Source organism: Sulfitobacter sp. TCYB15 (assembly GCF_040435955.1).
Classification (GTDB): domain Bacteria; phylum Pseudomonadota; class Alphaproteobacteria; order Rhodobacterales; family Rhodobacteraceae; genus Sulfitobacter; species Sulfitobacter pontiacus.
This window is the reverse complement of sequence record NZ_CP159193.1, coordinates 971385-992684: the sequence shown is the minus strand read 5'-3', so window position 1 is coordinate 992684 and position 21300 is coordinate 971385. Positions and strand designations below refer to the sequence as shown.

General features: G+C 59.9%; 21 protein-coding genes and 2 pseudogenes. 13 read left to right on the top strand and 10 right to left on the bottom strand.

Going from position 1 to position 21300, the window contains the following annotated elements; translation table 11 throughout:
* The first annotated feature begins 1 nt into the window (after position 1).
* Positions 2 to 976: a D-2-hydroxyacid dehydrogenase family protein gene (locus tag ABM428_RS04795; protein WP_132997072.1), complete on the top strand. Its 975-nt coding sequence runs from the start codon at positions 2 to 4 to the stop codon at positions 974 to 976.
* On the opposite strand, the gene ABM428_RS04790 is transcribed toward ABM428_RS04795, so the two are convergent.
* The gene (locus ABM428_RS04790; protein WP_132997073.1) at positions 951 to 1997 is read right to left on the bottom strand and encodes an AbrB family transcriptional regulator; all 1047 of its coding nucleotides are present in this window, start codon (positions 1995 to 1997) and stop codon (positions 951 to 953) included. The two genes, ABM428_RS04795 and ABM428_RS04790, sit on opposite strands and share 26 nt — an antisense overlap.
* Before the next feature lie 89 nt (positions 1998 to 2086).
* On the opposite strand from ABM428_RS04790, the gene ABM428_RS04785 reads away from it, so the two are divergent.
* Genes ABM428_RS04785 through tcuB form a run of 3 tightly spaced genes read left to right on the top strand, consistent with a single transcriptional unit; the run spans position 2087 to position 5206 of the window.
* Positions 2087 to 2767: a GntR family transcriptional regulator gene (locus ABM428_RS04785; RefSeq protein ID WP_132997074.1), complete on the top strand. Its 681-nt coding sequence runs from the start codon at positions 2087 to 2089 to the stop codon at positions 2765 to 2767.
* Positions 2764 to 4149 (top strand): FAD-dependent tricarballylate dehydrogenase TcuA, encoded by a 1386-nt coding sequence (tcuA, locus tag ABM428_RS04780; RefSeq protein WP_132997075.1) that lies wholly within the window; start codon positions 2764 to 2766, stop codon positions 4147 to 4149. Before ABM428_RS04785 ends, tcuA begins: the two co-directional genes overlap by 4 nt.
* Positions 4139 to 5206, top strand: a complete 1068-nt coding sequence (tcuB, locus tag ABM428_RS04775) for a tricarballylate utilization 4Fe-4S protein TcuB (protein ID WP_132997076.1) — start codon at positions 4139 to 4141, stop codon at positions 5204 to 5206. Before tcuA ends, tcuB begins: the two co-directional genes overlap by 11 nt.
* A gap of 69 nt (positions 5207 to 5275) precedes the next feature.
* Here the strand turns inward: tcuB and ABM428_RS04770 are convergent, their stop codons facing one another.
* A complete protein-coding gene (locus tag ABM428_RS04770) occupies positions 5276 to 6394 on the bottom strand; it encodes an S-(hydroxymethyl)glutathione dehydrogenase/class III alcohol dehydrogenase (protein ID WP_353628335.1) in 1119 nt (372 codons plus the stop codon).
* Positions 6395 to 6555: 161 nt separating this feature from the next.
* Here ABM428_RS04770 and ABM428_RS04765 point away from each other — a divergent pair, with 161 nt between their 5' ends.
* On the top strand, positions 6556 to 7425 hold the full coding sequence (locus tag ABM428_RS04765) for a LysR substrate-binding domain-containing protein (protein WP_132997078.1): 870 nt from the start codon (positions 6556 to 6558) through the stop codon (positions 7423 to 7425).
* Between the two features lie 275 nt (positions 7426 to 7700).
* Here the strand turns inward: ABM428_RS04765 and ABM428_RS04760 are convergent, their stop codons facing one another.
* The gene (locus ABM428_RS04760; RefSeq protein ID WP_240790801.1) at positions 7701 to 8564 is read right to left on the bottom strand and encodes a LysR family transcriptional regulator; all 864 of its coding nucleotides are present in this window, start codon (positions 8562 to 8564) and stop codon (positions 7701 to 7703) included.
* 116 nt (positions 8565 to 8680) lie between these two features.
* Here ABM428_RS04760 and ABM428_RS04755 point away from each other — a divergent pair, with 116 nt between their 5' ends.
* The 4 genes from ABM428_RS04755 to ABM428_RS04740 all read left to right on the top strand — a co-directional run bounded on the left by ABM428_RS04755 (position 8681) and on the right by ABM428_RS04740 (position 11132).
* Positions 8681 to 8965 (top strand): DUF2218 domain-containing protein, encoded by a 285-nt coding sequence (locus ABM428_RS04755; RefSeq protein ID WP_037943438.1) that lies wholly within the window; start codon positions 8681 to 8683, stop codon positions 8963 to 8965.
* Between the two features lie 186 nt (positions 8966 to 9151).
* On the top strand, positions 9152 to 9562 hold the full coding sequence (locus ABM428_RS04750; RefSeq protein WP_353628211.1) for a nuclear transport factor 2 family protein: 411 nt from the start codon (positions 9152 to 9154) through the stop codon (positions 9560 to 9562).
* 63 nt (positions 9563 to 9625) lie between these two features.
* Positions 9626 to 10471, top strand: a complete 846-nt coding sequence (locus tag ABM428_RS04745; protein WP_353628210.1) for an NAD(P)H-binding protein — start codon at positions 9626 to 9628, stop codon at positions 10469 to 10471.
* A gap of 58 nt (positions 10472 to 10529) precedes the next feature.
* Positions 10530 to 11132 carry a ferric reductase-like transmembrane domain-containing protein gene (locus tag ABM428_RS04740; RefSeq protein WP_353628209.1) on the top strand — a complete coding sequence of 201 codons (603 nt, stop codon included), beginning with the start codon at positions 10530 to 10532 and terminating at the stop codon, positions 11130 to 11132.
* A 276-nt stretch (positions 11133 to 11408) separates the two neighbouring features.
* Here ABM428_RS04740 and ABM428_RS04735 read toward each other — a convergent pair whose 3' ends face one another.
* Genes ABM428_RS04735 through ABM428_RS04715 form a run of 5 tightly spaced genes read right to left on the bottom strand, consistent with a single transcriptional unit; the run spans position 11409 to position 18363 of the window.
* Positions 11409 to 11948, bottom strand: coding sequence for a ricin-type beta-trefoil lectin domain protein (locus ABM428_RS04735; protein ID WP_353628208.1), 540 nt, complete (start codon positions 11946 to 11948; stop codon positions 11409 to 11411).
* 3 nt (positions 11949 to 11951) lie between these two features.
* On the bottom strand, positions 11952 to 12680 hold the full coding sequence (locus ABM428_RS04730) for a DUF1499 domain-containing protein (RefSeq protein ID WP_353628207.1): 729 nt from the start codon (positions 12678 to 12680) through the stop codon (positions 11952 to 11954).
* A gap of 35 nt (positions 12681 to 12715) precedes the next feature.
* The gene (locus ABM428_RS04725; protein WP_353628206.1) at positions 12716 to 14074 is read right to left on the bottom strand and encodes an efflux transporter outer membrane subunit; all 1359 of its coding nucleotides are present in this window, start codon (positions 14072 to 14074) and stop codon (positions 12716 to 12718) included.
* Positions 14071 to 17178: an efflux RND transporter permease subunit gene (locus ABM428_RS04720; RefSeq protein ID WP_132997086.1), complete on the bottom strand. Its 3108-nt coding sequence runs from the start codon at positions 17176 to 17178 to the stop codon at positions 14071 to 14073. Before ABM428_RS04720 ends, ABM428_RS04725 begins: the two co-directional genes overlap by 4 nt.
* A 3-nt stretch (positions 17179 to 17181) precedes the next feature.
* Complete coding sequence (locus tag ABM428_RS04715; protein ID WP_132997087.1) at positions 17182 to 18363, bottom strand: efflux RND transporter periplasmic adaptor subunit; 1182 nt, start codon at positions 18361 to 18363, stop codon at positions 17182 to 17184.
* A gap of 78 nt (positions 18364 to 18441) precedes the next feature.
* Between ABM428_RS04715 and ABM428_RS04710 the strand changes: the two genes are divergently transcribed.
* Positions 18442 to 19026: a TetR/AcrR family transcriptional regulator gene (locus ABM428_RS04710; RefSeq protein WP_132997088.1), complete on the top strand. Its 585-nt coding sequence runs from the start codon at positions 18442 to 18444 to the stop codon at positions 19024 to 19026.
* Between the two features lie 94 nt (positions 19027 to 19120).
* On the opposite strand, the gene ABM428_RS04705 is transcribed toward ABM428_RS04710, so the two are convergent.
* Positions 19121 to 19291: a TetR-like C-terminal domain-containing protein gene (locus ABM428_RS04705; protein ID WP_240790802.1), complete on the bottom strand. Its 171-nt coding sequence runs from the start codon at positions 19289 to 19291 to the stop codon at positions 19121 to 19123.
* A gap of 197 nt (positions 19292 to 19488) precedes the next feature.
* Positions 19489 to 19737: a TetR/AcrR family transcriptional regulator gene (locus ABM428_RS04700; RefSeq protein ID WP_240790803.1), complete on the bottom strand. Its 249-nt coding sequence runs from the start codon at positions 19735 to 19737 to the stop codon at positions 19489 to 19491.
* Positions 19738 to 20014: 277 nt separating this feature from the next.
* Here ABM428_RS04700 and ABM428_RS04695 point away from each other — a divergent pair.
* The 3 genes and pseudogenes from ABM428_RS04695 to ABM428_RS04685 all read left to right on the top strand — a co-directional run.
* Positions 20015 to 20131 (top strand): annotated as a pseudogene (locus tag ABM428_RS04695) (IS3 family transposase); the annotation flags it as partial.
* Between the two features lie 32 nt (positions 20132 to 20163).
* Positions 20164 to 20280, top strand: a pseudogene (locus ABM428_RS04690) (phage terminase large subunit family protein); the annotation flags it as partial.
* Complete coding sequence (locus tag ABM428_RS04685) at positions 20272 to 21240, top strand: terminase gpA endonuclease subunit (RefSeq protein WP_338120795.1); 969 nt, start codon at positions 20272 to 20274, stop codon at positions 21238 to 21240. The pseudogene ABM428_RS04690 and the gene ABM428_RS04685, both read left to right, overlap by 9 nt.
* Positions 21241 to 21300: the final 60 nt, after the last annotated feature.

Sequence of the window (21300 nt, the reverse complement as noted above, 5' to 3'; positions counted from 1 at the left end):
GATGAAGGTTCATATCCTCGACGACTGGTTCGACACTCTGCGCGGACTGCCCTGCTTTAACCTGCTGGCGGGGCATGATGTCACCGTCTGGACGGACCATCAGCCTGACGAGGCCATCTTGGCCGACCGTTTGCAGGATGCCGACTGCGTCGTGCTCTTTCGCGAGCGGACCAAGGTGACGCGCGGGCTGCTTGAGCGCCTGCCGAACCTGCGCCTGATCTCGCAGCGTGGCGCTTATCCGCATGTGGACGTCGCGGCCTGCACCGACCAGGGAGTACTGCTGTGTTCCAACAAAGGTGCGGATGGGGCCAACCATGCGGCGGCGGAACTGACCTTTGCGCTGATCCTTGCAGCCATGCGGCAACTGCCGCAGCAGATGGCAAGCGCCAAGGCGGGCAACTGGCAGATGGGCGTCGGGCGCAGCCTGCGCGGGCGGCGGCTGGGGCTTTATGGCTATGGGCGCATCGGGCGTGTTGTGGCCGATTATGCCCGCGCCTTTGGCATGAAAGTTGTCTGGTGGGGCTCCGACGCCGGACGCGCGCGGGCGAAAGCCGATGGCGAGACCGTGCCCGAGAGCCGAGCGGCCTTTTTCGGCACATGTGACGTGGTTTCGCTGCATCTGCGACTTACATCTGAGACGCGCGGCAGTGTCACCGCCGACGACCTCGGTGCGATGCCGCCGCGTTCGGTATTAGTGAACACCTCCCGCGCCGGACTGATTGCCGAAGGCGCGCTGCTGCAAGCGCTTAACGCCGGGCATCTTGGCGCGGCGGCGGTGGATGTCTTTGATGCCGAGCCGCTGACCGACCCCAGCGACCCGCTGCTGTCCCACCCCAAGATGATCGCCACCCCGCATATCGGCTTTGTCACCGAGGATGAATTCGACAAGCAATTCGCGGATATCTTCGAACAGGTAAACGCCTATGCGGCAGGCGCACCGATCCATATGATCAACCCTTCCGTCTACGCGCCATAAGCCCCGCGACCAGCGGCGCGCCGACGATCACCAGCACGATGCGGGTCAGGTGGTGGGTGATGACAAAGCCCAAATCCGCACCGGTCACGATGGCCAGCACCGTCATCTCGGCCTGCCCGCCCGGCGCGAAGGCAAGGAATGCCTCGACCGGGTTGCCCAACCCGGCCCAGGTGACGAGGCCGGTGAAACCTGCGGCCAAGACGGCGAGCACCAGTACATAGGCGATGCCCGCCAGCACCACCCGCGTCAGCTCGCCCCATGTCACGCCCAGAAAATGCACGCCGATCCCGCAGCCGATAAAGAACTGCGCGGCCAGGATGGCTTCGGCGGGCGGGCGGCTGTGGATCAGGCCGGAAAGTGACAAGACAGCGGTGACGATCATGGGGCCGAGGATCGACGCGCCAAAAAGGCCGATCCGCTCTCCTCCCTTCCAGCCGATCAGGGCTGCCGCGGCCATCAGGGCCATCTCTCCCACTGGCAGTTCCGTCACCGGCGCGCCGATAGGATTGGTCAGCCCCGCCCCGTAAGCCAGCGTCAGGAAAGCAGGCGCGAGGGTAACGATGATCAGCACCCGCGTGGCATGGATCAGGGACAGCGCGCGCGGATCGCCCCCCGCTTCGGTGCCAAAGATAACCATGTCCTGCAGGCCACCCGGCATCGCGGCGTAATAGGCTGTCGGCGCGTCGAAGCCCCAAACATGCCGAAAGAACGGCACGCCGATAATCCCGATCAACGCGATAAAGACCGGGACCAGCGCCACCGACATCGCCATTTGTGGCAGTTGGTGAAACAGATCAGGCGTGATCGAAGCCCCAACAGCCACCCCAAGGATCGTGCGCGCCGCCACCGAGACCTGACCGAAGCCCTTGATCGGCACGTTCGACAATGCCGCGATAAGACAGGCGGCCATAGGGCCGAAAAGGAATGGTAGCGGCAAATCAAGCGCCCAGAAGGCCAAAGTGCCAGCCCCGGCGAGGATGAGGGTAAGCGACCGGCTTCGGGTTGGTTGGGCAATGCGCATGGGGTCCACTCCTGCAGTTTATCGGACTTGATCATTATTGCATACTATTGTATCCACATGTATGCAATAACCACCTTTGGGGGCGTTTCATGAGCGAAGAAGACCGCACACCGCAGGGCAACTCTGCCTATGCTCAACTAATGGATGAGCTACGCGCCGGACGGCTGAACCCCGGCGACCGCCTGCGGGAGACCGAATTGGCCGACCGCCTGGGCGTTTCCCGCACCCCCGTGCGCGAAGCGATCCGACAGTTAGAGGCAGACGGTGTCGTGGCCCATATCCCCCGCCAAGGGGCGAGCATCCGCACGCTGGACTACGCCGAGGTGATGGAACTTTACGAGATGCGCGCCGTGCTGGAGGGCACCGCCGCACGGCTCGCCGCCCGCGCTGCCTCGGACATCGAGATTGAAGAGTTGCAGGACATGAACCAGCAGCTTGCCACCCTGGGCAATGTGCCCGAAGCCTTCACCCTCAACCGCCAGTTCCACGCAGCCCTTCTGGACGCCGCAAAGAACCGTTTTCTGACCCGCTCGATCCACACGCTGCAAAAGACGCTGATGATCCTCGGCCCGACGACGCTCACCGATCCTGCCCGTGCCGAGAAAGCGGTGGAGGAACATTTTGGCGTTCTGGATGCGATCAAGGCCCGTGATGCCGCCCTCGCCGAAGCGGCAATGCGCGCGCATATCGAAGCGGCCCAACGGGTTCGGGTGCGCGCCCTGCGCGCCCAGCCCACGCGCGATGAGACCTATGACGGAGACCTGCTGTGACTGAAACCTACGATATCGTCGTGATCGGCGGCGGCAATGCGGCGCTTTGTGCCGCGATCACCGCCGCCGAAGACGGCGCCCGCGTGCTAATCCTTGAGACCGCGCCAAAACCCTACCGGGGCGGCAATTCGCGCCACACCCGCAACTTCCGCTGCATGCACCATGGTCCCTTGGGCCCATTGGTCGAAAGCTACACCGAAGAGGAATACCTCGCCGATCTGATGAAGGTGACGGGTGGCAAGACGGATGAACAGCTCGCACGCCTCGCCATCCGCTCTTCCGAGGAATGCCTGCCGTGGATGGAGGCCCATGGCGTGCGGTTTCAGCCCTCGCTGTCGGGCACCCTGTCACTGGCCCGCACCAACGCCTTCTTTCGCGGCGGTGGCAAGAGCCTCGTGAACGCCTATTACCGCACCGCCGAAGGGCTGGGCGTGGATGTGCTCTATGAAGCCGCCGTGACCCATCTCGAACTGGAAGGCGACCGGGTGACGCGGGTGGATTATACCCACGAGGGGGCCGCCAAGAGCCTCTCGCCCAAATCCGTCGTCGTAGCCTCTGGCGGATTTCAGGCCGACACCGATTGGCTGGCGCGCGCATGGGGGCCAGCGGCGAAGAACTTCTTGATCCGCGGCACGCCCTACAACCGCGGCGTGGTTCTGGCCGATCTGCTGGATCAAGGCATCGCGCAGGTTGGCGATCCGACCCAATGTCACGCCGTCGCCATTGACGGGCGGGCACCGAAATTCGATGGCGGGATCGTCACACGGCTGGATTGCGTGCCCTTCTCCATCGTCGTCAACAAGGACGCACAGCGGTTCTATGATGAGGGCGAGGATGTTTGGCCGAAACGCTATGCCATCTGGGGCCGGCTGGTGGCCGCGCAGCCCGATCAGGTCGGCTATGTCATCATCGATGCCAAATCGCTGAACCTGTTCATGCCTTCGGTTTTCCCCCCGATCAAAGCCGACACGCTGGCGGAACTGGCGGATAAAATGGGCCTGCCCGGCGAGGCGCTAGAGCAGACCGTGGCCGAGTTCAACGCCGCCTGCGGCGATCAGAGCAGCTTCCACCCAACTGAGCTGGACGGCGTTGCCACTTCCGGCCTCACCCCGCCCAAGACCAATTGGGCCCGCCCCATCACCGAGCCGCCGTTCTACGGCTATTCGCTGCGCACTGGCGTCACCTTTACCTATCTCGGGCTGAAGGTGGATGAAAACGCGCAATGCTCCATCAACGACCGCCTTGTCAGCAACCTTTGGGCGGCGGGCGAAACCATGGCCGGGTCGATCCTGGGCCAAGGCTACCTCGCCGGGTTCGGCATGACCATCGGCACCGTATTCGGACGTATCGCAGGCAAGGAGGCCGCAGCCCATGCAAATTGATCTACTTCAAGAGGCCCGCCGTCAGGCCGAAATCTGCAACGCCTGCCGCTATTGCGAGGGCTACTGCTCGGTCTTCCCGGCCCTGCAAGCCGAACGTGCCTTTTCTGACGGGGATCTGACGCAACTGGCGAACCTCTGTCACAATTGCCGGGGCTGCTACTACGCCTGCCAATACACCGCTCCGCATGAGTTTGACCTGAACCTGCCGCAAGCCTTGGCCGATGTGCGCCAAGACAGTTGGGAAGAGTTTGCCTTTCCACGTGCCGCCGGGAAAGCCTTCCAGAAAAACGGCCTCGCCATCGTGCTCGCCACTGTCTTGGGCTTTGCATTGCTGTTTTGGGCTGCCCGTGCGCTGGCCGCCGCTGGAGGCGAAGGCTTCTACGCCGTGCTATCCCACAATGCGATGGTGGCGATCTTCCTGCCCGCCTTTCTTTTTCCGTTGATAAGCATTGCCATCGGCCTGCGCCGCTACTGGCAAACCGTGGGCGGCACCCGGGTTCGCCTGTCGCATTTGCGCGGGGCCATCGCCTCTGTCGCGAACATGCGCAATCTCAAAGGCGGCCACGGCGACGGCTGCAACTTTGAAGACGAAGACCGGTTTACCCATTTCCGCCGCTATGCGCATCAGGCGATCATGTATGGCTTCCTGTTGTGCTTTGCCTCGACCAGCGTGGCGACGCTGATGCATTACCTGCTCGATATGCCTGCCCCCTACGGGCTGTTTTCCGCCCCCAAGATCCTCGGCCTTTCCGGCGGTGTTCTGCTTGTGTTGGGCTGTGGCAAGATGGTCTGGCTCAAGCTGCGGTCTGACAAATCACTCGGCGCGACCAACGCTTTTGGCGGCGAAATAGCCTTTACCGGGTTGCTGGGGTTTGTCGGGCTGAGCGGGCTGTTGCTCTACGCGGCAGGCGGCACCGGCTGGCTGCCGGGTCTTTTGGTCATACATCTCGGCGCGGTGCTGGCGTTTTTCCTGCTCACGCCTTTCACCAAGATGGCGCATGGGTTCTACCGAATGGCAGCGCTGGTCAGGGATGCACAGCGGCGCGAAAGGGTCTGACTTTAGGCTTTCCAGCAACGCTTCCAGATCACCCCGGCCGCGCCTACAGACGGCGCGACCGGGAGACGATCATTCGCCGAAGTGGATGACTGAACGGATGCTCTTTCCTTCATGCATCAAGTCGAAGGCCTCGTTGATCTGTTCCAGCCCCATGGTGTGGGTGATAAAATCATTCAGCTTGAATTCGCCGTTCATGTAGCGCTCGACATAGTCAGGTAGCTCGGAGCGTCCCTTGACCCCGCCGAAGGCCGACCCCCGCCAGACGCGGCCCGTGACCAACTGGAACGGACGGGTCGAGATTTCCTGCCCTGCCCCTGCGACACCGATGACTACGGATTCGCCCCAGCCCTTGTGGCAGCATTCCAACGCCGAGCGCATAATATTGACGTTGCCGATACACTCGAACGAATAATCCACGCCGCCGTCGGTCACCTCGACAATCACGTCCTGAATGGGTTTGTCGTGATCTTTGGGGTTGATGAAATCGGTGGCACCCAGCTTGCGCGCCAGATCGAACTTGCTTTCGTTGATATCGATCACGATGATGCGGCTGGCCTTGGCCATGGTCGCGCCGATCACGGCGGACAGGCCAATGCCGCCCATGCCGAAGATCGCAACGGTCGACCCCTCTTCGACCTTCGCGGTGTTCATCACAGCCCCCATGCCGGTAGTGACGCCGCAGCCCAGAAGGCAAACCTCTTCAAGCGGCGCATCGGGGTTAACCTTGGCAAGCGATATCTCGGGCAGCACTGTGTATTCCGAGAAGGTCGAGCAGCCCATGTAGTGCAGGATGGGCTGACCATCCTTGTAGAACCGGCTGGTGCCGTCGGGCATCAGACCGCGCCCCTGGGTTTCCCGGATCTTCTGGCAGAGGTTGGTCTTGCCGGATTTGCAGAATTTGCACTCGCCACATTCTGGCGTGTAGAGCGGGATCACATGGTCACCCACCGCCACGCTGGTGACGCCCTCGCCGATGGATTCGACAATCCCGCCCCCTTCATGGCCCAGAATGACCGGGAACAGGCCTTCGGGGTCTTCGCCCGACAAAGTGAAAGCATCGGTATGGCAAACGCCCGAGGCGATAATTTTGATGCGCACTTCGCCAGCCTTAGGCGGCATTACGTCGATTTCCTCGATCGAGAGAGGTTCGTTAACGGCCCAGGCGACGGCCGCTTTGCATTTGATGATATCGGTCATGGGTCTCACTTCGCGGTTAGGACTATTTTGGCGGGTGACGGTGTAGGGACTGTCATTTACACTGCTTCCCACTCGCGATAATCAGAGATATCCGTAAAACACCATTACCTATTAGCAATAGTTATTCCGCCATTAAGATTGAAAGGAACATCATGCTGAGTTGGGAGGGGGTATCAGAATTTGTGGCCGTCGCTGAAGCCCAAAGCTTTACAGCTGCTGCCAACAGCTTGGGTATTTCTACGGCTCAGGTCAGCCGCCAAGTCGGCGCACTTGAGGCGCGATTGGACACCAAGCTGTTCTACCGCACCACGCGCAAGGTCACGATCACCGAGACGGGTCAGGTGTATTACAACCATTGCCGGCAGGTGCTTGATGGGCTGGCCGAAGCCGAGCGCGCGATCACCGATCTGCATCAAAGCCCCAAGGGCCGGCTGAACCTTACAGCCCCGGTGACATATGGCGAGAACCGCATCGCGCCTTTGGTGAACGACTTCGTGCGGCGCTATCCTGATCTTGAGGTCAACCTCAGGCTGACCAATCAGCTGCTCGATCTTGTAGCGGAAAGCTACGATCTCGCGATCCGGCTGGGAGAGTTGGAAGACAGCTCCATGATGGCAAAGCGGCTGGCCTCTCGCAGGCATTACACCTGCGCGGCACCCGAATACCTTTCCGCTCACGGAACCCCGCACACCCTGTCCGAACTTGACGGCTACAACTGTCTGCAAGGCACTTTGGGCTATTGGCGGTTTCAGGAAAAAGGAACCACCCGCCACATTAGGGTGAAAGGCAATCTCCGCTGCAACAGCGGCGCATCGCTGGTCGATGCGGCGCTGAAGAACCTCGGGATCATCCAATTGCCGGATTATTATGTAGAGGCGGAGCTGCGGGCCGGGCGGTTGATTTCTGTTTTGGATACGTATCGCGCGCCGGACGATGGCATCTGGGCGATCTATCCGCAGAACCGGCATCTTTCGCCAAAGGTCCGGCTGCTGCTTGATCACCTTGGGAAAGGGTTGCGATGATCTACAAAATCATCGCCTCAGAATTTGAAAGGAAGGCCCGATGATCGTGAGCGACCCGCCAAGTGCGCTGACCTTCGGAACTTGGGCCGTCATCTGAGCATCTTTGCCCGAAGGAGCGAGGACCCGGCAAAGATCGTATCTTTTGGCCTGGCGTTCAGCCATCTGTACCGGGGCTTCGTTCAGCGAAAGGCTCATTTGGCCGCACCATGAGGTAATCTATGGCGACGTGGCAGGTGCCCCTTCATGCGGGACCAAATGGCCCGATAGGCACCGTCCTATTGATGGAGCTCTTTTGCCAAAAACCGAACGAACAGAAGCGTGAGGTTCTCGCGGCGCGAGGTGTCTGGCCAGACGGCAAAAATTCCCAACGGTTTCAGCCGCCAATCGGGGAACAGGCGGCTCAGCTTGCCCTCCGCCTCCCCCCGGGCGGCGAGATGCTCGGGCAGAACCGTGGCGCCAAGGTTCTTGCAGGCGAAATGGTAGAGGGCATCCACGCTGTCCACTTCCAGCCGGGCTTGGCCCAGAACTTTCGCCTCTTCCCCGCCGGGGCCGCTGAGACGAGTATAGTCTGAGCGATGTCGGTAGCGCACCCAGTCCCAGTCTTCCAGATCGCAAGGATGTGCGGGGGCCGGGCGCGTTGCGGCATAGTCGCTGCCGACCACCAAGGCGCGCGCGCTTTCACCCAGCTTGCGCGACATCATCGCACTGTCGTCGAGCCAGCCCGCGCGGATATTCACATCAAAACCATCGTTGATAAGGTCCATCCTCTGATCCGAAAAAGCCAACGACAGGGCGACTTGCGGATGAAGACGGGAAAATTCAGCGATCGCCGTCGACAGGGTCGATGACGACATAAAGGCAGGGATCGACACCCTAAGCGCACCCACCGGCTCCAACGACAGGGCGTTGAGGTCATTCAACCCGCTTTCGGCGCTTCGCAGCATGTCGGTCACCCGGGCGTAGAACATCTGCCCTTCGTTGCTCAGCGCGATCTTGCGGGTTGTGCGGTAAAGCAGTGTCACGCCAAGGAAATCTTCGAGTTCGGAGACGGTTTCACTCACCCGCGACGGTGCGACGCCAAGGGCTTTCGCCGCGGCCCGGAACGAGCCTTCGTCCACCACCCGGGCGAAGATGGCCATATGCTTTAGATGATCGATCATTGTTCGGCCTGCCGGAACTATCACTTCTGGATTCCATGAATACCCCGATCAATCCGCCGGGAATAGATGTTCCTTGCAACACGAGGAACACCGCCATGAAAGCGACCACTCATCTCAACACCGAAAGCGCAGAGCGTTATCTGGGCACGCTCTGCAAACATTTCGGCCACAAGGTGCCCGTCACCCACACGCGCCAAAACGGCCATATCGAACTGCCTTTCGGGGCATGTGAACTGGTCGCAACAAAGGGCCAGTTGTCACTGAGCGCGACAGCCGATGACCCGGCCGCACTCCATAGGGTCGTGCAGGTCATTACCAGCCACCTCGAACGTTTTGCCTTCCGCGAAGACCCCAAGCTCACTTGGACCTACGCCGCCTGAGAGCTGAGCTGGCCCGAGCTTTTCGCGTGCCGCGCGGAGTGGCACCCGAAATCTTGAACTTAACCAAGGCCCCATTCCTTCGGGGCACCCGATATGGAGCGACACATGAAACGCAGAACCCTTCTGAAAACGTCACTCGGCGCATCTCTGGCCATCATTCTCGGACAACACGCAGGAGCAAAAGAAATGGACACAGTTACACAAGAGAGCTTTGACACCGTAATGGCCTTCATGGGCGCTATGGGGGCCGGCGATATGGAGAAAATGCGGGCCCTGATGGCCGACGATATGGTCTGGCACAACGAGGGCGACGAAAGCTTGCCGTGGATCGGTGAGGCACGCGGCAAGGAGGCAGTCTTCGACTTCCTTGGCGTCTTTGGCCAGAATTTTCAGACAACCGCTTGGGACAACACAGATGCCTTTGCCGCAGGCGACACCGTTGCCGTCTTTGGTAAGATGAGCGGCATCACAACGAAATCCGGCAAAGAGACTGGCCCCTTCAGCTTTGCCCTGCGTGCCAAGGTCCGCGATGGTCAGGTGGTGCTGTGGCACTGGTTCGAAGACAGCTTTGCCGTCAGCCAAGCCTACCACGGCTAATGTTCGCAACATGGCAGAGCCCATCAGGCCCTGCCAGCGAGACCCCAGTCAAAGGAGAGCCCGATGCGCTATGCTGTCACCGCCGTTTCAGGACAACTCGGTCAAGAAATCGCCCGCAAACTCTTAGAACGAACAGATCACGCCTCGGTCTTCGGCCTCGCCCGGACGCCGGGCAATGCCCCCGAGTTAGGGATCGAGGTGCGCCCCGGCGATTATGACCAGCCGGACGCGCTTCGGACTTCTCTTGCGGGCGTTGATGCCCTTGTGCTCGTCTCAGGCATGGCCCCGCCCGAAGACCGCATCGGCCAGCACCGCAACGTGATCGAGGCGGCCAACGCCGCCGGCGTTCGCAAGATCGTCTACACCAGCATTCAAGGTCCCGAAGTTGGGACCGCCTTCTCACCCGTCGTGCAGAGCAACCGCCAGACCGAGGCCGACATCCGCGCCAGCGGTCTGGACTGGGCCATCGGTCGCAACGGCACCTACATCGAGCCTGACGTTGAGTATATCGACAGCTACCGCGCCAAGGGCGAGATCGCCAACAGCGCGGGGGACGGCAAATGCGGCTACACGACCCGTTCCGAATTGGCCCATGCCTATGCGGCTTTGCTGACGCGGGACGATCTGAACGGCCAAACCTTTGATTTGAACGGCACACCGATCACTCAGGCGGAACTAACGCAGTACATGAACGCCGCATATGGCACCGCGCTTACCTATCGCAGCATGTCGGCCGAAGACTATGTCGCTGACCGCACCGCCGAGCTTGGCGGTTTTATCGGCCCGATTATCGGCGGCATCTACGACGGCATCCGCCGCGGCGCCTTTGACGCCCCCGGCGATTATGAAGCCGCGACCGGACGCCCGCATCAAAGCTGGGAAGATTATTTCGCCTCGCTGTTACGCTGATCGCCACAGATACGCGGGGCGACCCGCGTAGAACGACCAACCTTTCGGAGATATCTGCGTGCTGAAATCCACATGGGATCACCCCCTCACCTTCTGGGCGCTGTTGAGCCTCCCCGCCATTCCAATGACCCTTGGCCTGACCTCCGGCGCGCCGGATGCGGCCAGCAGTCTTTTACATCCCACGGGCGAGTTTGCCGCGCGGTTCATGATCATCGCGATGATGATCACCCCGCTGATGATGCTTTTTCGCGATGCGAGCTGGCCGCGCTGGCTGATGAAGCGTCGGCGCTATCTTGGCGTGGCCGCATTCTTCTACGCGCTGGCCCACACGGTGCTTTATCTCATTGATGAAGGCGCCATAGCCTTCACTGGGGGCGAGGTATCAAAGCTGAACATCTGGACCGGCTGGATCGCCTTTCTTATCTTTGTGCCATTGGCTGTTACCTCGACAGACGCATGGGTGCGCCGCCTTGGGCGGTCGTGGAAAAAGCTACAGCAGTTTGTCTATGCTGCGGCTATACTAACCCTCATCCACTGGGCTGCCCTGCACGATTGGGGCGGCGTCGGCGCGGCTCTGGTGCATTTTGCGCCTCTGGCCGTTCTTGAGATGTACCGTCTGTGGTCAACCCAACAACGCCGCCGCCACCGCACGTTGACGTAAGCGAAGGGTTGCGGGGCAAATTCTCCGTTCGTTCGTTCGGCGATCTAAAGCTTAATAGCCGATCTCCCCACCTTTATAGGGAATCTTCGCACCTACCGTCAAAGTACATAAGCCACCCATCGTGTCGGCCGAAGCGAACAGCCCAAACCGGACCTAGGGCCGGCGGACAAGGAAAGTCTCCTTCAGAGACTTCTGGCTATAAAATACAAGCTTTCCCGCTAGGATCTTCACCGACTAAACCAAGTGCTTCCCGATATGCGTTACCGTTAATGCTTCTTACCTTTGAATGACCCATTGTTTGAGGCTGGCCTCCAATGCGCCACATGGCGCGAGGATCAGGTCGCGGGACTGGTATGGGCCCGCATCGTCAATTTCCTCCGCAACGGTGACGCACTGCGCGGGATCAGACCCCAAACGCATCTCCATGCTCGCGTCGTTGTAAACAAAGTGCTGTGCGGGATCGCCCTCGTCACAAGAAACCAGACCAAATGGGTTATCGGCATTCTCCGGATCATTATACGCCATGCACAGACCATCATAGGTCGCCGACGCGATCATGCCCGTCTCTGCCGCATAGGTGAACAACACGTCGTCCCCTTCCGGTTTGCATGAATGGGCGTGAAGCTGATCGCTCAGACCGCGCCCTTCAGTATCGATGCACCAGCCGAGCGACGCTTCCTCGTTAAGGTTATCGGCAAGATGAATGACGGGCCCGTCGGTCTGGAGGCTTGGTGCCTCCGCATGAGCCGAGAATGGGATGCTTTGGCCCAATACGATCAGCGCGGCAAAGGCCAAGTTTGAGCTTGGAAATCTCATCGCTCATTCCTTATGGAACTGTTGTTGAAAGGTACGAATGCGCGCTGCATTGACGCCTTGGTCACTGCGCCCCACCCGTGAAACGCCGCGCATGTCCACGCGGCTCCCGTTCTCGGCAGGGGTAGCTGCAACGACAATATCGTCGGCGAAATAGAAGACTGACGTGCGCGCGGTGGCCTCGAACCGATGGCGGGTTGGATCGGTCGCAACGATCTCCCACCCCATTTCGCCTGCCACCTCCAATGCCCGCTCAAAGGCCGCGTCCGTGCTCAGGCCGGTCTCAAGTGGCGCAATATCGGGATAGGCTGTCACTTGTTGGTCCGCCACTTCCGCACCGCCGTATTCCAGCGTGTTGTTCGCACCCGCGCGGGTGTCATCCAGCACCTCAAAGGCCGGGGGATTGGTGGTATCAGTCGTGATGTCATGGATCGGCGCGGCGCGCGGTTGGGGGTTCACGGTGTTTGAGATGAGGGGAAACAGGGCCCCCAGCCCAAGCAGCGTGACCACGCCGCCGACCGCTGCCCATCCCTTTTCGCCCCGACCAAGATGGATGGCCAAAGCGATCAGCCCCGCGCTGAAGATACCCACCCCGATTGCGTTAAAGTAGCTCCGGTACAGCCCGAACCCTACGATCGGTTCCCAAAGCCCCATGCGCGCTCCGAACAAGATCAATGTAACGCAAATTAACCCAGCAACGGCGATTAGGGCGGCAATTTTTCCAGTAAGTCTCATGTGTTCGGCCTTTCACGACCAGCGTTGATATGTGCTCAATTACTCGGCTGACCAGTCACGGCCGCCCCTGCCCCCGTCGCGATCTTCAGCGTGGCCCAGGCCTGCGCCGCTTCGTTCGTGGCCGAGGCCGCCGAGATCCTTGCAGCATTGGTATTCCGGTCGGTTTCCAGCAGGTTCAACAGCGTGATGGCACCGTTTCGATAATTCTCCTGTGCCAATGTCAGCGCCCGGCCGTAGTCGCTGGCGGCGGTTCGCAGCAGTTGCGCCCTCTGGCGCGCGCGGGTGAGGTTGGACTGTGCGACTTGGACATCCTCGACCGCTTCGTTGATCGAGGCCCGCCATGCGATCTCGGCCTGTCGGGCGACAGAGAGTTGCGCGTCACGGCTGGCTTTCAAGAGACCCTGATTAAATACTGGAAGGGACAATTGCGGCCCGAAACTCCACGCATCTGTGGCGTCCGTGCGGCCCACCGTTCCGGACAGGGACAAGGCCGGGTAAAGCGCGGCCTCGGCGACGCCCACGTTGGCCACGGCAGCGGCCAAATCAGCTTCGGCGCTGCGCACATCGGGGCGATTGCGAAGCAAGTCCGCCGGTACGCCGGTGCGCGCATCTCCGGGGCTGAAGAGTTGGGGCGCACCTTTTTGCATCTGTGCCTTGATCGGTCCCGCTGGTTCGTTCAGCAGTGTCGCGATGGCGTAGACATTTGCGTCAAACAAGGCGGCGAACTGCGGCAAATCGGCCCGCGCCGTCGAAAGCAAGGCCTGCGCTTCGGCCACTTCGTATTCGGTGGCCGCGCCCGCATTAAACTGGCTTCGGGTGATGCTCACCGTCTCTTCACGCGTAGCGATGGCGGTGCGCGTCAAGGCCATCGCCTCTTGGTAATAGCGCGCGTCGGAATAGGCAGCGATAAGCTCGGCCAGCCATGCAAGACGAACGGTCTCTTCCTCCGCCCGGGCGGCAGTAAGCGAGGCAACAGCGGCCTCTCGCTCACGCCTGATACCACCGAAGAGATCAATCACCAGCGAGGCACCCAAAGACCCGCTTTCGACGGAGCTTGTACCGTTGGTGCCGTCGCCACCGGATGTGGTCACTGATCCGGTCAGCGATCCGTCCGCCGCAGCGTTTACCCCGGTTGTGCGCAACTCAGCTTGCGCTTGGCGTATGCGCTCACCCGCGGCAATCACATCAAGGTTCTGGGCAAGGCCGCGCGTGAGAAGATTTGTAAGGTTCGAATCCTTGTAGTTCAGCCACCACTGCTGAGTGGCTACCGCGCCGATCTGCTCTGCATTGCCGCCGACAAACCGGGTTTCCATGGCCACTTCGGGGCGCTGGTAATCAGTGCCGACAGCACAGCCCGCGACAAGCAGACCCAGTACGAGATAGTAAGGTTTCACTGAGCTTTCTCCACTCGCTTACGGAAAATTTCTGTTGTTCGGATTACGGCGACGTAGAAGACTGGCACCATCACGATCCCGATGACTGCGGAAAAGATGATCCCGCCGAGCATCCCCGTCCCGATGGATTTTTGCGCATTGGCCCCTGCCCCAGAGGCGAGCACCAGCGGCATGATTCCAAAGCCGAAGGCAAGGGAGGTCATTAGGATGGGACGCAGACGCTGGCGCGCGGCCACGACGGTGGCTTCCAGCAATACTTTGCCTTCCGCACGAAGGGATTCCGCGAACTCTACGATCAGAATGGCATTTCGCGCCGCAAGGCCGATCGTGGTAAGCAGACCTACCTTGAAATAGACGTCGTTTGACTGTCCGAAATACCACGTTGTCACCAGCGCCCCCAGAATGCCCACGGGCACCGAAAGCATCACCGCAAAAGGCACGGCCCAGCTTTCATAGAGGGCGGCGAGACAAAGGAAGACGACCAGCGCCGAGATCGTATAGAGAATGGCTTCCTGATCGCCGGACAACCGTTCTTGATAGCTCAGCCCCGTCCAAGCCGAGGCATAAGATCCGTCCAGATCAGCGGTAAGCTGTTGCATCACCTCCATCGCATCGCCCGAACTGATGCCCGCTGCCGCTTCGCCGGAAAGCTCCAGTGCGCGGGTGCCGCCGTAGCGCGACAGTTTGGGCGTGATGGTTTCCCATTCTCGGCTGATAAAGGCCGACAGCGGCACCATCTCCGCACTGTCGTTCCGCACATACCAATGGTCAATGTCGTCAGGCTGCATGCGCCAGTCCGCACCGCCCTGTACAATGACCTCGCGCAGGTTATTGCCCAGCGGGAAATCGTTGACATAGGTGCCAGAGAACACAGTCGCCAGCATGGTGTTCACGCTCGACAAAGACACGCCCAAAGCCTCGGCCTTTTGCTGGTCGATACGCAATTTCAACGACGGCTCCGTCGCGGCATCATTGCCGCGCAGGTTGGTCACGCGACCGTCAGCAAGCCCTGCCGCGACCAGTTTATCTGCGGCATCGCTCAATGCTTCCTGACCCGCGCCCGACTGGTCGACGAGGTACATTGCAAAGCCCGAAGACGTACCCAGCCCCGGAATGGCAGGCGGTTGAAGGACAAAAATACTGCCCAGTCGGGACTGGAAGAACTTGCCATTGGCCCGCATCATCAGATCAGCCGCATCAAGCCCGGGACGCTCTTCATAGTCCTTAAGCCTGATGAACATCATCCCGTAGTTCTGACCAGACCCCCCGAAACTGTATCCGACATTGGCAAAGACGCCATCGACCATTTCGGTCTCTTCGGTCAGCAAGTATTGCTCGATCTGTTCAATCGTGTGGGCTGTCTGCTGAACTGTCGATCCCTGAGGCAGTTCGATCATGGTCATAAGCACGCCCTGATCTTCGGTCGGCAGGAACGACGACGGCAGACGGTCATAAACCCAATAGGCGCCAAATCCGACGAGCGCCAAGACAAACACCATACGGAAAGGCCGCATGGACAACTGCCCGACAAGCGAAGCATAGCCACCCGTCAGACGGTCAAGGCCGCCATTGAACCAGCGCAGCGGAAGCAGAGGCTTCTTGTCATGGTTCGGTTTGAGAAGCTGCGCACACATCGCAGGCGTGAGGATCAGGGCGACGAAAAGCGACAGCACCATCGCCGAAATAATCGTGACCGAGAACTGTTTGTAGATGACCCCCGTCGACCCATCCATGAAGGCCATCGGCAGGAACACAGCAGAAAGCACCATCACGATCCCGATGAGCGCCGAGGAAATCTCCCCCATGCTCTTTTCCGTGGCGGTGACGGCGTCCAGCCCTTCTTCTTCCATCACCCGTTCGACGTTCTCGACAACAACAATCGCGTCATCGACCAACAGACCAATGGCCAAGACCAATGCGAACATGGAAAGGGTGTTGATTGACATGCCGAAGGCGGACAGAACGCCAAAGGTTCCCAACAACACCACAGGCACGGCGATGGTCGGGATGATCGTCGCCCGCCAGCTTTGCAAGAAAAGGAAGATGACAAGAAAGACGAGGACAATCGCCTCGATCAACGTTTCATAGACTTGGTCGATGGATTCCTCGACGAAGGGCGAAGTGTCATAGGGATATTCGACCACAACGCCCTCGGGCAACGCGGAAGAAAGATTGCCCACCACTTCCCGCACCGCTTCGGCGGTATCCACCGCATTGGCACCGGTGGAAAGGTTCACCGCAAAGCCCGCCGCCGGATGACCATTAAAGCGGCTCACACTGCCGTAGTCCTCTTCGGCGAGTTCGATTGTGGCAACATCGGCAAGGTAAATGGCCGACCCGTCCGAGTTGGTCTTCAGCAGGATGTTCCGAAAGTCCTCAACCGTTTCAAGCTGGGACTGCGCCGACAGGGAGACCGTGAACTGCTGGCCTTTCACCACCGGCTGCTCACCCAGACTGCCGACCGTCACGTTTGTGTTCTGCTCGGATACGGCGGTGGTCACGTCCGAAGATGTCAGTTGATATTGGAACAGCTTTTCGGGGTTCAACCAAATGCGCATTGCGTATTCGGTGCCGAAAACATTGATCGACCCCACCCCCGCCGTGCGCTGTACCGGGTCTTCAATCGTGCTGCTCAGCAGGTCGCCCAGTTCAAGCGAGGTATAGCTGCCGTCTTCGCTGACAAGCGCCCCGACCATCAGGACCGAGTCCGTCGAGCGGGAGACGGAAACGCCCTGGCTTGTCACGGTGTCAGGCAGCTGCGATTCGACCAGTTGCAACTTGTTCTGGACCTGCACCTGCGCCATGTCAGGATCAATACTATCGTCAAAGGTCAGCGATACACTCGCCGCACCTTCGCTGGAGGATGAGGTCAAATAGGTGAGCCCATCCAACCCCGTCAGCCCGTCCTCGATGACAGTGGTGACCGAATTCTCCACCGTTGCGGCCGAGGCCCCGGTATAAGTGGCGGAAATTCGAACGGTGGTAGGCGCGATATCAGGATACTGCGAGATCGGCAGACCCGTCATACTGAAAGCGCCCAGCAACATGGTGGCAATCGCCAGAACCCAAGCAAAAACAGGGCGGTGGATGAAGAAACGGGCCATAGATCAATCCTTCGCCGCGGGGGCAGCGATATCGCGAGAGACGCCATCCTCGTCGATCGTCACGGCCACGGGGCTGACCTCTTGCCCTGCGCGGACGGATGAAAGGCCATCCACGACGAGCCGATCGCCATCGTTCAGCCCCTCACGCACGATCCATGCGTTCTGATAGGTGCCGTCATCTTCGAGCGTCACCTGTTCGGCCTTGCCGTCTTCACCGATAACATAAGCAGTCAGTTTACCTGAGTTGCCACGCGTCGCTGCACGCTGCGGAACAAGGTAGGCTTGCATCGTGCCAAGCACGATTTCCCCCCGCACGAACATGCCGGGAAGGATAATGTGGTCAGGGTTGTCAAAGGTGAAACGGATGGTCACGGTTCCGGTGGAGGTCGAGACATTGTTGCCTGGCGTGACCAATTGCCCGGTACCGCGATAGATGTCGCCGTTCTCCAGCGTCAATGTCGCTTGAAGGGTGTCGTTTTGTTGCAGATCACCTTCGGCAATGGCGCTGCGTACCGACAGGATACGCGCGCTTGCCTCCATCATATCCACATAGATCGGATCTGAGGTGACGATGCTCGTCAAAGCGTCGGCCTGCCCAGCCGTGACCAAATCCCCAACCGAAACGGTTGATACATCCGCACGCCCGGCGATCGGGCTGGTCATCGTCGTCCACGACAGCTCGGTCTCGGCATATTCAACCGCCGCTTTGTTTGCATCAAGCGTGGCCTTTGCTTCGGCCAGACTGGCCCGCGCCGCTTCGACCTCTGCCGCGGTGTAGCCGCGTCCGGAGAGTTGTTCGGCGCGGTCATAGGCCGCCTGCTTCACAGGCAGGTTGGCTTCGGCAGTGGCCAGATTGGCACGGGCTGTCGCGACAGCCGCGAGATAGGAGGCATCGTCGATCCGGAAAAGCGGATCCCCGACCTCAAGCAATTGTCCGGGCGTGTAGAGGATCTCTTTGACCACACCGCCGACACGCGGGCGCACTTCAACGTCTTGAAACGCAACGGCCCGGCCCGGTGTGGTCACAATGCGTGGGATTTCCTGCATCTGCATGTCGATCACACCTACTTCAAGCGGCCCCGCCGCGGGCATGCCATCGGGAGGGCCGCCCTGCGCGCTCGCCATCGTGGCAGCCCCCGCGAACGCAAGCGCTGCGCCTAACATTTTCCAAACGCCGATTTTCATGTGCTTCTCGATCCTTGACTATCCAGCAGGTTCGGTGCCTTGTAGGCAGACGTTGCACAGTACGCAAGGAATTCAGACATGACAGTTTCGTTACGAGAGCGAAGACGACAGCAGACGGCGCGTGACATTCAGCTGGCGACGCTGGATCTGGCCGTTAAAAAAGGGTTAGAGAATGTGACGACCGAGGAGATCGCTGCGACAACTGGCATCAGCACGCGCACTTTCTTTAACTACTATACCAACAAGGAAACGGCTGCGGTTGGGGCTCCCCCCCCCTTTTCGGAGGCTGCGAAAGAAGCGTTACGCAGCGGAAACGGACCGCTTGCGGACGACCTCAAGATGTTCTTGGATCAACACTTCGCAGCGCTGACCAATGATGAACCTATTCTCAAGATGATCGGCACGGTTCTGCGTTCAAACGAAAGAGCGAGAGGTATTCTGCAAGGGTTCCTCATGATGGAGCGCAGAGAGCTTACGGAATGCCTGAACCACCGCATCGAGCACTCCCAAGCCGCCGCCGCGCTCGCAAGCCACACTACCGAAGCAGTGGGCAGGGCGATCTTCCTCTGGGAGCACGGAGAAGGAATATCACTGAGTGCTGCCTTAGACACGGTTTGGGAAGGAACAATCGCCGCGGCGGCCCTGTTGACGCCGCCGTCCTGATTTTTCCGAGCATTGCCTCGGGCATTTCGGGCAAAGCATTCACTTCTGCGCCAACCGTTTGCCGAAGGCGATCCGGGGGCCAAGGGCCGAACGATCAGGCGAAGGTTTCCGCCACTATTTCTTTCGCGAACCCAGCGTCCAACACCCCGCGGTTCAGCAAGCGATACCAGAACGCGCCATGTATCAAGGCCAACAGTGTCTCCACGTTCCGCCCCGGCGAAAGCTCTCCGCGGTCCTGCGCCCGGCGGAGCACAGCGGTGATCATCTGCTCCCGAGGCAGAACGAAATTAGCAAGACGACTTGTGGAATTTTGCATCCTGCTGAGAGGCCGCGATTAACGCGCGTAGGGTGTCCCCGTCGATGCGCAAGTGTTCGAAAATACGGATCAGGAAACCTTCGAGCAAGGTCCGACAATCCTCTGTCCCGTCCCAAGAAGGTTCGGCGGCATAGGTGTTGGTCTGCTCAAAAAACGGCTTCGAGAACAAGGTCAGCCTTCGTATTCCAGCGGTTGTAGAGCGTTTGGCGCGCCACGCCAGCCTGCTCGATGATTTCCGAAACCGAGATTTTCTCATAGCCCAGTTCCCGAACCAGACGTAGAGCCACAGCCTTCAATGCCGTGCTGGCGTCTTGATTTGCGGGCCGCCCGCTTGGCCTTTTGCCCGACAGGTACAGTTCCTGTTCATAGATGCAGAATAGTCCGTGATTGATCATCAGACTGCCGTCCACTCATTCCCAATAGACCGCAGTCTAATATTATTGTCGGAGCCGAGCTGTCACAGATCTCCCTTACCCCAAAACGGGCTTTTGCCGTTACCGCCACCTTGGGCCTTTTGTCCCTCTTTCCCCCCATTGGCCACCGATATGTACCTCGCCGCACTCGGTGAACTCGCGGCCTCGATGAACGCCACCCATACGGCGGCTGAACTTTCGCTTTCGATTTTCTTCCTCGGCCTCTGTTTTGGCCAGGTTCTCATTGGCCCATTGGCTGATACTGACCTGGGCGACACAATCGCGGCAACCAACAGACCTCGTGCAGCAAGCCCTTCTGATGGCTGTCTGGCGACGCAAACTTAAGCGACGCGTCCTGATCCACACGGATCAAGGCTTGACGAATATAGGAGCTTCTGTGAGGGCTACACCGCGCCAACGTGGCAGCACATCGAATGGGAATCCGGCAAACCGGAAACCGCTGCGTTCATCTGCCCGCATTGCGGCGCGGTGCAGCCCGAAACCCGCAAGGCGGAGATGGTGAACCGTGGCCGTTGGGTCAAAACCGCGCCAGAAGTGCAGAACCATGCCGGGTTCAAAACGAACGTGCTGGTTTCGACCCTGCCCGCCGCGTCCTGGGGGAACATTGCTCGCGAATTTTTGGCGGCCAAAGACCACCCCGACTTGCTGCAATCGTGGACAAACACGCTTATGGCTGAGGGATGGCGGCAAGCTGGTCAAGAATTGGACGATTCCGCGCTAGCAAATCGCCGTGAACCGTTCAGCCTTGAAGACCTGCCCCCGGAAACCTTGCTGCTGACCTGCGGTGTGGACGTGCAGCACGACCGCTTGGAAACCGTCACCTTGGCGCATGGGCGTACGGATACGTTCGTGCTGGACGCCCGCGCTTTTTGGGGACCTGTGAACGAGTCAGATACGCCTTGGGCAGAACTGGACGCTTTCCTTGCGCAGACCCATATCCACCCCGGCGGGGGCATCCTGCGCATGGACGCGGTTGCCGTGGACTCTTCGGACGGGCAGACGATGGACCGGGTTCTGGCGTTTTGTCAGCCCAAGCTGTCGCGCCGTATTGTGCCGATCAAAGGCGCAGACGGGCAACGTCCCGCGATCCGGCCCAGCGCCACGAAAGGGCAACGGCTCTTTATCGTAGGCGTGGACGGTATCAAGGCGAACCTGACCGAACGGCTTATGCGCGGCACGTCCATTCGGTTTTCCGATACGCTGGACGCCCGTTTCTTTGAAGAACTGGCAAGCGAACGGCGCGTGGTGAAATATCAAAGAGGTGCGCCGAAAGCATCCTGGGAACGGATTCCGGGCAAACGCGCGGAGGCGTTGGATTGCGTGGTCTATGCGTTGGCCGTGCGGGGGCTTGTCGGAGTCAATCTCGACATGCGCGAACAGGAACTGGCGGATCGAGGCACCGCTACGCCACGGCCAGCCGTTGTAAAATCAAAATGGCTGGGGAACGCTGGGAATCGGATCTAATTAGGGATACTTAGCAGCTATAGAAATCTATCGATCTAAATTTGAATGGAAGTGCTGATC

Excerpts from the sequence above, each read along its gene's own strand:
- ABM428_RS04705 (WP_240790802.1), bottom strand. The coding sequence starts at position 19,291 with ATGATCACCGCTGTGCTCCGCCGGGCGCAGGACCGCGGAGAGCTTTCG.
- ABM428_RS04750 (WP_353628211.1), top strand. The coding sequence starts at position 9,152 with ATGGACACAGTTACACAAGAGAGCTTTGACACCGTAATGGCCTTCATG.
- tcuB (WP_132997076.1), top strand. The coding sequence starts at position 4,139 with ATGCAAATTGATCTACTTCAAGAGGCCCGCCGTCAGGCCGAAATCTGC.
- ABM428_RS04685 (WP_338120795.1), top strand. The coding sequence starts at position 20,272 with ATGGTGAACCGTGGCCGTTGGGTCAAAACCGCGCCAGAAGTGCAGAAC.
- ABM428_RS04785 (WP_132997074.1), top strand. The coding sequence starts at position 2,087 with ATGAGCGAAGAAGACCGCACACCGCAGGGCAACTCTGCCTATGCTCAA.
- ABM428_RS04795 (WP_132997072.1), top strand. The coding sequence starts at position 2 with ATGAAGGTTCATATCCTCGACGACTGGTTCGACACTCTGCGCGGACTG.
- ABM428_RS04730 (WP_353628207.1), bottom strand. The coding sequence starts at position 12,680 with ATGAGACTTACTGGAAAAATTGCCGCCCTAATCGCCGTTGCTGGGTTA.
- ABM428_RS04765 (WP_132997078.1), top strand. The coding sequence starts at position 6,556 with ATGCTGAGTTGGGAGGGGGTATCAGAATTTGTGGCCGTCGCTGAAGCC.
- ABM428_RS04715 (WP_132997087.1), bottom strand. The coding sequence starts at position 18,363 with ATGAAAATCGGCGTTTGGAAAATGTTAGGCGCAGCGCTTGCGTTCGCG.
- ABM428_RS04790 (WP_132997073.1), bottom strand. The coding sequence starts at position 1,997 with ATGCGCATTGCCCAACCAACCCGAAGCCGGTCGCTTACCCTCATCCTC.
- ABM428_RS04720 (WP_132997086.1), bottom strand. The coding sequence starts at position 17,178 with ATGGCCCGTTTCTTCATCCACCGCCCTGTTTTTGCTTGGGTTCTGGCG.
- ABM428_RS04700 (WP_240790803.1), bottom strand. The coding sequence starts at position 19,737 with ATGATCAATCACGGACTATTCTGCATCTATGAACAGGAACTGTACCTG.
- ABM428_RS04760 (WP_240790801.1), bottom strand. The coding sequence starts at position 8,564 with ATGGCCATCTTCGCCCGGGTGGTGGACGAAGGCTCGTTCCGGGCCGCG.
- ABM428_RS04735 (WP_353628208.1), bottom strand. The coding sequence starts at position 11,948 with ATGAGATTTCCAAGCTCAAACTTGGCCTTTGCCGCGCTGATCGTATTG.
- ABM428_RS04755 (WP_037943438.1), top strand. The coding sequence starts at position 8,681 with ATGAAAGCGACCACTCATCTCAACACCGAAAGCGCAGAGCGTTATCTG.
- ABM428_RS04710 (WP_132997088.1), top strand. The coding sequence starts at position 18,442 with ATGACAGTTTCGTTACGAGAGCGAAGACGACAGCAGACGGCGCGTGAC.
- ABM428_RS04745 (WP_353628210.1), top strand. The coding sequence starts at position 9,626 with ATGCGCTATGCTGTCACCGCCGTTTCAGGACAACTCGGTCAAGAAATC.